Consider the following 9,474-nt stretch of genomic DNA (forward strand, 5'->3'; position numbering starts at 1 on the left):
GCAAGCCAGCTCCCACAGTGGACTGCATTTATTCCTTGATGAATTTGTCGGTCACGAACGCTGAGTAGTCCGGCAACACCGCTTCAACCTTCCCCTGTTCCTTCAAGAACTTCGCCGTCTCCCCAATCGCCTTTGCCGTACCGCCTTTGAGCAGCGCGTCAGTTTGCTGTGCCTGGGCATCGGGGAACGTGGTACCGGCCAACAGCTCCGGAATGTCGGCAGCATTCGAGCCTGTCAGTTTCGCGATTTTTTGCACCGGCTCGGAATCCACCGTCCAACCGTCTTTATGGGCCGCATACTCGGCAAATGAATCCAGGGTGACCTTGGCAAACTTGGCCACTACGTCAGGATGTTTTTCCGCGAAATCCTTGCGTGCTACCCATACTTCAAAGGTCGGTGCGCCCCACTGACCCACCTGGGCCGCGTCTGTCAGGGTCTTGCCGGTCTTGCGGATTTCGCCCAGGGCCGGCGACCACACGAATGCACCGTCGATATCGCCGCGTTTCCAGGCGGCGGCAATCTCGGCTGGCTGCAGGTTCACCACCTTGACTTGTTTGGTGTCCAGTCCCCAGTGCTTCAGCGCGCCGAGCAGGCTGTAATGAGAGGTTGAGACAAATGGCGTGGCGATGGTTTTGCCGATCAAATCCTTGGGTGCGTCGATGTGGCTGCCGTTACGCACCACCAATGCTTCAGAAGTATTGATCTGCGCCGATACGATGAACGCGACGATGGGTAGATTCCGAGAAGCCGCTGCCGCAAGAGGGCTGGAGCCGAGGTTGCCGATCTGTACATCGCCGGAGGCAATGGCGGTGACGACTTCCGGCCCACTGTTGAACCGGCGCCAGGCGATTTTTTCACCGATGGCCTTCTCATAGAGGCCGTCGGCTTGTGGGACTTTGCTGGGGTCAATGCCGGTTTGGTAGCCGATGGTTAAATCGGCGGCTTTGACACCAAAAGAAAGTATTAGTGACACAAAAACTGTAACAAATTGACGGGAGGATGTGCGTTTGGCCATGATGGCGTCGCCTTTTTGATCGTGGGTGACGTATGCAACAGTACGGCCACACTAATCGATCTAAAAAAGCGCTAACAAATACCCTTTAGGAATTAGCTTATGGAGCGGTTCGTCTACCTTGACTTGTCCGCACCATAGAAAGGCTTATTCCCAAATCGTATGAAAAAGAATGAAACAATTCTTTTTGGGTGTATGAAAAACTCATTACCCTGCAGGGACCAAATCAACTGCGATTAGACGAAGGTAGTAGACACACAAGGTTACGATTGACTTGGTAGTCACTATCTGGCGCTAATCGCGCATCTGTGGATCGAGGGCGTCAGACCCGAGACCAAAGAAATACAAAAATTAGAAATGAGAGGAGCGGTACATGAAGAAGTCAACATTGGCGTTGGCCGTAGCTTTGGCTGCGGTTGCCCAGCAGGCAAACTCCGCCGGTTTCATCGAAGACAGCAAGGCAACACTGGGGCTGCGTAACTTCTACATCAACACAGATAACCGTGACGGTCACCGTGGCACTTCCAACTCGGCGAGCAAAAACGCTGAATGGGGCCAGGGCTTCGACCTGCGTTTCATCTCGGGTTACACCCAAGGTACTGTGCAGTTCGGTGTTGATGCGATTGGCCTGTACGGCGTGCGTCTGGATTCGAGCCACGCTGATCACGGTAACTACACCGGCACCGCGTCCGGCGGTACCGTGTTCCCAAGCGACGGCAACAAAGCCGTCAACGATTACGCCAGCCTGGGCGTAACCGGTAAGGTGAAGATCTCCCAGACCGAACTGAAGCTGGGCACCTTGCAGCCTAAGCTGCCGGTTATCGTGACCAACGACGGTCGTCTGCTGCCGCAAACTTTCCAAGGTGGCCAGATCACCACTAACGACATCAAGGATTTGACCTTGGTTGCCGGTCAGGTGGAAAAGGCCAAGGGCCGTAACTCCAGCAACAACGAAAACTTGTCGATTGGCGGTGCTAACGGTAGCTCCAACTACAGCGCCGGCAAGTTCAGCAATAAGTTCTACTACGCCGGTGGTGACTACAAGCTGACCAAAGACCTGACTGCCCAGTACTACTACGGCAATCTGGAGGATTTCTACAAACAGCACTTCCTGGGTCTGACCCACAACTGGGCAATCGGCCCGGGCGTTTTGAAGTCTGACCTGCGTTACTTCAACAGCTCGGACGATGGTAAGAATGGCGACACCGCCGCTTACTACTCCAGCGGTAACTACAACGGTTTCCGTGCGGGTAAGGGCAAGGTTGATAACAACCTGTACAGCGGCCTGTTCCTGTACACCGTGGCAGGTCACACCTTTGGTGGTGGCTACCAAGTCAGCAATGGCAGCAGCGACTTCCCTTGGTTGAACCAGGGCGACGGTTCGTCGGCTTACATCACCACCGACATGCAGATCCAGAAATTCGCCCGTGCTGGCGAACGTACCTGGCAAGCTCGTTACGCTTATGACTTTGCCAAGGTGGGTGTACCTGGCCTGACTGCTGGTGTTGTCTACCTTAAAGGTAGTGACATCGACACCATCGCCAACACCACCGCACGTGCTGAAACCACCGGTCAGTCCGAGTGGGAACGCGACATCACCGTTGCCTACGTGATTCCAGAAGGCCCGCTGAAAAACCTCGGCTTCGCCTGGAAAAACGCTATGTGGCGTACCGACCTGGCGAGCACTCGTTCTCAGGACGAAAACCGTCTGATCGTCAGCTACTCGCTGCCACTGTTCTAGTAGCGTGAAGCTGTTGTAAGCGTGTAATGCCTTGCCCGGTGCAACACCGGGCAAGGTGTTTTACTTTCAAGTCGGGCTAAACCCCCGCAAGCCCTTCCTGAACCCCTCTTTGTACAGCGTCTCAAGGCCTTCTCGAACCTTGGAAACGATGGTGCTCCTCGCCTTCGGATACGTCCAATGAACAGATTTTTAATATTCCTTTATCGTCTAGATAAATCGATATTTATTCTTTTTAAATAATCCATATTCCATGCACAGTGGGCTCCATAAGCACTCACCAGGAGCCACACCATGAGCCTAAGACTGGGCGATATCGCCCCCGACTTCGAACAGGATTCCAGCGCCGGCAAGATTCGTTTCCACGAATGGCTGGGCGATAGCTGGGGTGTGTTGTTTTCCCACCCGGCGGATTTCACCCCGGTGTGCACCACCGAGCTGGGTTTCACCGCCAAGCTCAAGGACGAATTCGCCCAGCGCGGCGTCAAGGCCATCGCCCTGTCGGTCGACCCGGTGGATTCGCACCACAAGTGGATCGAAGACATCAACGAAACCCAGAACACCATCGTCAACTTCCCGATCCTGGCCGACGCCGATCGCAAGGTGTCCGACCTCTACGACCTGATCCATCCCAACGCCAGTGACACCCTCACGGTGCGTTCCTTGTTCGTGATCGACCCGAACAAGAAGATCCGCCTGACCATCACCTACCCGGCCAGCACTGGGCGCAATTTCCACGAAATCCTGCGGGTCATCGACTCGTTGCAGCTGACCGACAACCACAAGGTCGCCACTCCCGCCAACTGGCAGGACGGTGATGAAGTGGTGATCGTGCCGTCGCTCAAGGATGAGGAAGAGATCAAAAAACGCTTTCCAAAGGGTTATCGCGCGGTGAAGCCGTACCTGCGCCTCACGCCGCAACCGAATCGCTGATCACATAGCAGGGGTTTTGAGGCCGTTTCGACGGCCTTTTTTTTCGTCTGCGATTTGATATCTCGCATATGCATTTAAAGAATAAACACATGAAAAAATAAGATTTAAAGATATATGAATCTGCTGATAAGGTCTGTTCCATCTTGGCGCCATCGCCACACAGCGAACCGCCGACACCTGCTCAAGGAATTCCTGCATGTTGGTCGTAACACTTGGAGGCAGTCCCAGCCAGCGTTCCCGCTCCGGGGTGTTGCTGGATAAAACCCGTCAGTGGTTGCAAGACAAAGGCGTAGAAGTGGTGAGTTACCAGATACGGGACTTCCCGGCTGAAGACCTGCTGCATGCGCGCTTCGACAGCCCCAAGGTCATCGACCTGTTGCAACAAGTGGCTAATGCTGACGGCCTGGTGATCGCCACGCCGGTCTACAAGGCCTCGTTTTCCGGTGCGCTGAAAACCGTGCTGGACCTGCTGCCCGAACGCGCCCTGGCCCACAAGATCGTATTGCCGATGGCCACCGGTGGCAGCATCGCCCACATGCTGGCGGTGGACTACGCCCTGAAGCCGGTGCTGTCGGCGCTGAAGGCCCAGGAGTTGCTCCACGGCATCTTCGCCGAAGACAGCCAGATCGCCTACGCCGAAGGCAGCGCACAGGCGCAGTTGGTACCGGTCCTCGAACACCGTTTGCACGAGGCCCTGGAAACACTCTATGGCGCCATGGCCCGCCGCCCGAAACCGCTGGACCCTCAAGTGTTGAATGAACGTTTGTTGAGTGCTCGCTGGAGCATTTAAGCCACACCGAAATGTAAAAAAACTCACCTTACTCAGCCGCCAACGGCCAAGCAGGTGCAGCCAACCCCCTTAAACGCATTATTGGAGAGAGCGCCATGCGCACTGTCATCTTGCGTCGTGGTCTGGTCGCACTGTTTGCTGCGGCTGTGTCCTTCGGCGCCATTGTTCAAGCCCAAGCCGCCGAGACCCTGCGGATCGGTTATCAGAAATACGGCACGCTGGTGCTGCTCAAAGCCAAGGGCACCTTGGAAAAACGCCTGTCTGCCCAGGGCGTGAACGTGCAGTGGACCGAGTTTCCTGGTGGCCCGCAATTGCTGGAAGGCCTGAACGTCGGCTCCATCGACTTCGGCGTCACCGGCGAAACCCCACCCGTCTTCGCCCAGGCCGCTGGCGCCGATCTGCTCTACGTCGCCTACGAACCACCCGCGCCGACCAGCGAAGCGATCCTGGTGCCGAAAGACTCACCGATCAAATCCGTGGCCGAGCTCAAGGGCAAGAAAATCGTCCTGAACAAAGGCTCCAACGTGCATTACCTGCTGGTCCGTGCCCTTGAAGACGCCGGCCTGAAATACACCGACGTGCAGACCGTGTTCCTGCCGCCCGCCGATGCGCGTGCCGCCTTCGAGCGTGGCAGCGTGGACGCCTGGGTCATCTGGGACCCGTACCAGGCCGCCGCCGAGAAACAACTGCAAGCCCGTACCCTGCGTGACGGCACCGGCATTGCCGACAACCATCAGTTCTACCTGGCGACCAAGCCTTACGCTGAAAAACACCCGGAAGTGGTCAAGGCGCTGATCGAAGAAGTGCGCGCCGTGGGCGAGTGGTCCAAGGCCAATCCGCAGGAAGTGACTGAACAAGTTGCCCCGCTGCTCGGCCTTCCAGCCGACATCACCCTGACCTCGGTGAAACGCCAAGGCTACGGCGCGCTGTTCCTGACCCCGGAAGTGGTCGCCGCGCAGCAGAAAATCGCCGACAGCTTCTACCAGCTCAAATTGATCCCCAAACCCTTGAACATCAAGGACGTGATCTGGACACCCCCCGCCGCCGTGGCCAAAGCGCCGTAATCCGACTTCTTCAGGAGACAACTCCATGAGCCTCAATATTTTCTGGTTCCTGCCTACCCACGGTGACGGCCATTACCTTGGCACCGCCGAAGGCGCTCGCGCCGTCGACCACGGTTACCTGCAGCAAGTGGCCCAGGCCGCTGACCGTCTGGGTTTCGGCGGCGTGCTGATTCCCACCGGTCGCTCCTGCGAAGACTCGTGGCTGGTGGCCGCCTCGCTGATCCCGGTGACCCAGCGTCTGAAATTCCTTGTCGCCCTGCGCCCCGGGATCATTTCCCCGACGGTGGCCGCGCGTCAGGCCGCGACCCTGGACCGACTGTCCGGCGGCCGTGCCTTGTTCAACCTGGTGACCGGTGGTGACCCGGAAGAATTGGCCGGTGATGGCTTGTTCCTCAGCCACGAAGAGCGCTACCAGGCCTCGGTGGAATTCACGCGCATCTGGCGCCGTGTGCTGGAAGGCGAAACCGTGGACTACGACGGCGAGCACATCAGCGTCAAAGGCGCCAAGCTGCTCTACCCGCCGATCCAGCAACCGCGTCCGCCGCTGTACTTCGGCGGTTCTTCCGAAGCAGCCCAGGACCTGGCGGCCGAGCAAGTGGAAATGGTGTTGACCTGGGGCGAGCCACCGGCAGCTGTTGCGGAAAAAATCGAACAGGTTCGCGCCAAGGCAGCAAAACTTGGGCGCACCGTGCGTTTTGGTATTCGCCTGCACGTGATCGTGCGTGAAACCAACGACGAAGCGTGGAAAGCCGCCGACAAACTGATCTCCCATCTGGACGATGAAACCATCGCCCGTGCCCAGGCTTCCCTGGCGCGGTTCGATTCCGTCGGCCAGCAACGTATGGCGGCGCTGCATGGTGGCAACCGCGACAACCTCGAAGTCAGCCCCAACCTGTGGGCCGGCGTCGGCCTGGTGCGTGGCGGTGCAGGCACCGCCCTGGTGGGCGATGGCCCCACCGTGGCGGAACGCGTGAAGGAATACGCAGCCCTGGGCATCGACACCTTCATCTTCTCCGGTTATCCACACCTGGAAGAGTCGTATCGCGTCGCTGAACTGCTGTTCCCGCACCTGGATATCGAACGTCCCGAGTTACCGAAAAGCGCCGGCTACGTCAGCCCGTTCGGCGAAATGGTCGCCAACGACATCCTTCCCAAAGCTGCGGCGGCGAGCTGAGGCAGCCCATGAACTATGAAAAATTGAGTCATCGCGTGGCGCCTTGGGTGCTGCCGATTTTATTGCTGGCGGTGTGGCAGTTGTCGGTGTCGGCGGGTTGGTTGTCGACGCGCATTCTGCCAGCGCCGAGTGCCGTCATCGCAGCCGGTGTCCACTTGGTCGCCAGTGGCGAAATCTGGACTCACCTGGCCATCAGTGGCTGGCGTGCGGGTCTGGGCTTCGTGATTGGCGGCAGCATCGGCCTGGCGCTGGGCTTTATCACCGGCCTGTCGAAGTGGGGCGAGCGCCTGCTGGACAGCTCGGTGCAGATGATCCGCAACGTGCCGCACTTGGCGCTGATTCCGCTGGTGATCCTGTGGTTCGGCATTGATGAGACGGCGAAGATTTTCCTGGTCGCCCTCGGCACGCTGTTCCCGATTTACCTCAACACCTATCACGGCATCCGCAACGTCGATCCGGCACTGGTGGAAATGTCGCGCAGCTACGGCTTGTCCGGGTTCAGCCTGTTCCGCCAGGTGATCCTGCCGGGCGCATTACCGTCGATCCTGGTGGGCGTGCGTTTTGCCCTGGGCTTCATGTGGCTGACGCTGATCGTGGCGGAAACCATCTCCGCCAGTTCCGGTATCGGCTACCTGGCGATGAACGCCCGCGAATTCCTGCAAACCGACGTGGTGGTGTTGGCCATTGTCATGTACGCGATCCTCGGCAAGCTGGCCGATCTGGCGGCGCGCGGTCTGGAGCGAGTGTGGCTGCGCTGGCATCCGGCGTATCAAGTAAATAAAGGAGGTGCGGCATGACAGCTCAACAACCCCCGCGCCTGCTCAAGGGCATTCCCCTGGCGGTCCGCAAGTTGCGTAAGGCCTTTGGTGCGCGCGAAGTGCTCAAGGACATCGACCTGCACATCCCGGCCGGGCAATTCGTGGCAGTGGTCGGGCGCAGTGGTTGCGGCAAAAGTACTTTGCTGCGCCTGCTCGCTGGCCTGGATAAAGCCAGCGGCGGCGAACTGCTGGCCGGTTCCGCGCCGTTGAGCGAAGCGATTGAAGACACGCGGTTAATGTTCCAGGAAGCGCGCCTGCTGCCGTGGAAAAAGATCATCGACAACGTCGGCCTGGGCCTTAAAGGCAACTGGCGCCCCAAAGCGTTGGAAGCCCTGGAAGCGGTCGGCCTGGCCGAACGCGCCAATGAATGGCCGGCGGCGCTGTCCGGCGGGCAGAAACAACGCGTGGCTTTGGCCCGTGCGCTGATCCACCAGCCGCGCTTGCTGCTGCTGGATGAGCCGTTGGGTGCGCTGGATGCCCTGACCCGTATCGAGATGCAGCAACTGATCGAAAACCTCTGGCAGAAGCACGGCTTCACCGTGTTGCTGGTCACTCACGACGTCAGCGAAGCCGTGGCGATTGCCGACCGGGTGATCCTGATCGAAGACGGCGAAATCGGCCTCGACCTGATCGTCGACCTGCCACGCCCACGCGCCCGGGGCTCACACCGCCTGGCTGCGCTGGAAGCTGAAGTGCTCAACCGTGTGTTGTCCCTGCCGGGCTCACCGCCGGAACCTGAACCTGTTTCACCGCTGCCTACGCAATTGCGCTGGGCTCAATAAACGAAGGAAGAACATCATGACTATTAAAGCCATCAACGTGCGTAACCAGTTCAAAGGCACCATCAAGGAAATCGTCGAAGGCGACGTGCTGTCGGAAATCGACGTGCAGACTGCGTCCGGCATCGTGACTTCGGTGATCACTACACGCTCGGTCAAAGAGCTGGAGTTGGTGATTGGCAGTGAAGTGATTGCCTTCGTTAAATCCACCGAGGTATCGATTGCCAAGTTGTGATTGGCGTCGTTCTTGAGGTTGCTTTCGCGAGCAAGTCGAATCGTCGCACCGCCGCTCCCACATTTGCCCGCATTCCAAAGTTGGAACTCGGTCGAATGTGGGAGCGGCGGTGCGACGATTCGACTTGCTCTCGAAAAGGCCGGCCCAGTCACTACAAGACTTAGCGTTTGGGCAGGTACGGCGGCAAATACAGCCCCACATACGCATCAAACACCCGCATCCCTTCCTCCGCCATGCGCGGCGTGATCAACCCATGCTGATGCACCGAGCGCGCATACACGCGGTCGCTCAGCTCCAGGGCCAAGGCAAACACGTCCACATCATTCGGTAGTGTCGGCACTTCAAAGTGACGGTTGAACACCGTGAGCATCAAATCGCCCAATTCCAGATCATGCTGACGATCCGCCTGGGTCACCTCCGTCAGCCCATGTTGGGCCAGGATCAACTGGCGGGCGGCGGCATCCTGATCGTAGACAGTGAGCATGCGCTGCTCAACGATGTAGGACAGGTCGCGCCAATGCTTGAGTAAGTCATGGTCGATGGGGGCCTGGATAGCCGCCCGGAATGCGCCGTGAACGTCAGCGGTCAAGGCTTCCAGCAAGGCCGGCACACTGGCGAAAAAGTGATACACCGACGACGGCGGAATCTGCGCCCGCTCGGCCACGCTATAGATCGACAAACTCGCCACGCCTTCGGCCGCCAGCAGGGTGCGGGCAGCGTCGAGGATCGCATCGATCCGGGCCTGGCTGCGGGCGCGGGGTTTGCGGGGGGCGGCGGGGCGGGTGGTCATGGAAGTCTCCTACAAGGCAGCGGGCATTGTATGAGCAGGAATCTGTGTTGTCTGCCAGGCCGCCTTCGCGAGCAAGCCCGCTCCCACATTTGACCGCATTCTGATATTGGAAATCGGTCAAATGTGGGAGCAACTGTCTTG

At 58.6% G+C, this 9,474-nt stretch carries 10 protein-coding genes; 8 read left to right on the top strand and 2 right to left on the bottom strand.

The window, feature by feature from the left end:
- Window positions 1-28: 28 nt before the first annotated feature.
- On the bottom strand, window positions 29-1,015 hold the full coding sequence (gene tauA, locus HX793_RS04275) for a taurine ABC transporter substrate-binding protein (protein WP_016978986.1): 987 nt from the start codon (window positions 1,013-1,015) through the stop codon (window positions 29-31).
- Window positions 1,016-1,385: 370 nt separating this feature from the next.
- Here tauA and HX793_RS04280 point away from each other — a divergent pair, with 370 nt between their 5' ends.
- From HX793_RS04280 to HX793_RS04315, 8 genes are all read left to right on the top strand, one after another.
- Window positions 1,386-2,753, top strand: a complete 1,368-nt coding sequence (locus HX793_RS04280) for an OprD family porin (protein ID WP_016978987.1) — start codon at window positions 1,386-1,388, stop codon at window positions 2,751-2,753.
- A gap of 291 nt (window positions 2,754-3,044) precedes the next feature.
- Window positions 3,045-3,683: a peroxiredoxin gene (locus HX793_RS04285; protein ID WP_016978988.1), complete on the top strand. Its 639-nt coding sequence runs from the start codon at window positions 3,045-3,047 to the stop codon at window positions 3,681-3,683.
- Window positions 3,684-3,879: 196 nt separating this feature from the next.
- Window positions 3,880-4,473, top strand: coding sequence for an NADPH-dependent FMN reductase (gene ssuE, locus HX793_RS04290; protein ID WP_177097146.1), 594 nt, complete (start codon window positions 3,880-3,882; stop codon window positions 4,471-4,473).
- Window positions 4,474-4,568: 95 nt separating this feature from the next.
- Window positions 4,569-5,537 carry a sulfonate ABC transporter substrate-binding protein gene (locus HX793_RS04295; protein ID WP_177052644.1) on the top strand — a complete coding sequence of 323 codons (969 nt, stop codon included), beginning with the start codon at window positions 4,569-4,571 and terminating at the stop codon, window positions 5,535-5,537.
- A 25-nt stretch (window positions 5,538-5,562) separates the two neighbouring features.
- Complete coding sequence (gene ssuD / locus HX793_RS04300) at window positions 5,563-6,711, top strand: FMNH2-dependent alkanesulfonate monooxygenase (RefSeq protein WP_177097144.1); 1,149 nt, start codon at window positions 5,563-5,565, stop codon at window positions 6,709-6,711.
- 8 nt (window positions 6,712-6,719) lie between these two features.
- On the top strand, window positions 6,720-7,508 hold the full coding sequence (ssuC, locus tag HX793_RS04305; RefSeq protein WP_016978992.1) for an aliphatic sulfonate ABC transporter permease SsuC: 789 nt from the start codon (window positions 6,720-6,722) through the stop codon (window positions 7,506-7,508).
- The gene (gene ssuB, locus HX793_RS04310) at window positions 7,505-8,311 is read left to right on the top strand and encodes an aliphatic sulfonates ABC transporter ATP-binding protein (protein WP_016978995.1); all 807 of its coding nucleotides are present in this window, start codon (window positions 7,505-7,507) and stop codon (window positions 8,309-8,311) included. Before ssuC ends, ssuB begins: the two co-directional genes overlap by 4 nt.
- Before the next feature lie 16 nt (window positions 8,312-8,327).
- Complete coding sequence (locus tag HX793_RS04315; RefSeq protein WP_003213899.1) at window positions 8,328-8,543, top strand: TOBE domain-containing protein; 216 nt, start codon at window positions 8,328-8,330, stop codon at window positions 8,541-8,543.
- 160 nt (window positions 8,544-8,703) lie between these two features.
- Here HX793_RS04315 and HX793_RS04320 read toward each other — a convergent pair whose 3' ends face one another.
- A complete protein-coding gene (locus tag HX793_RS04320; protein ID WP_177097142.1) occupies window positions 8,704-9,333 on the bottom strand; it encodes a TetR/AcrR family transcriptional regulator in 630 nt (209 codons plus the stop codon).
- Window positions 9,334-9,474 lie beyond the last annotated feature (141 nt).

This window comes from Pseudomonas reactans, assembly GCF_013387025.1.
Lineage (GTDB): Bacteria > Pseudomonadota > Gammaproteobacteria > Pseudomonadales > Pseudomonadaceae > Aquipseudomonas > Aquipseudomonas reactans.

Coding starts and splice junctions, on each gene's coding strand:
- tauA (WP_016978986.1), bottom strand. CDS start 1,015: ATGGCCAAACGCACATCCTCCCGTCAATTTGTTACAGTTTTTGTGTCA.
- HX793_RS04280 (WP_016978987.1), top strand. CDS start 1,386: ATGAAGAAGTCAACATTGGCGTTGGCCGTAGCTTTGGCTGCGGTTGCC.
- HX793_RS04285 (WP_016978988.1), top strand. CDS start 3,045: ATGAGCCTAAGACTGGGCGATATCGCCCCCGACTTCGAACAGGATTCC.
- ssuE (WP_177097146.1), top strand. CDS start 3,880: ATGTTGGTCGTAACACTTGGAGGCAGTCCCAGCCAGCGTTCCCGCTCC.
- HX793_RS04295 (WP_177052644.1), top strand. CDS start 4,569: ATGCGCACTGTCATCTTGCGTCGTGGTCTGGTCGCACTGTTTGCTGCG.
- ssuD (WP_177097144.1), top strand. CDS start 5,563: ATGAGCCTCAATATTTTCTGGTTCCTGCCTACCCACGGTGACGGCCAT.
- ssuC (WP_016978992.1), top strand. CDS start 6,720: ATGAACTATGAAAAATTGAGTCATCGCGTGGCGCCTTGGGTGCTGCCG.
- ssuB (WP_016978995.1), top strand. CDS start 7,505: ATGACAGCTCAACAACCCCCGCGCCTGCTCAAGGGCATTCCCCTGGCG.
- HX793_RS04315 (WP_003213899.1), top strand. CDS start 8,328: ATGACTATTAAAGCCATCAACGTGCGTAACCAGTTCAAAGGCACCATC.
- HX793_RS04320 (WP_177097142.1), bottom strand. CDS start 9,333: ATGACCACCCGCCCCGCCGCCCCCCGCAAACCCCGCGCCCGCAGCCAG.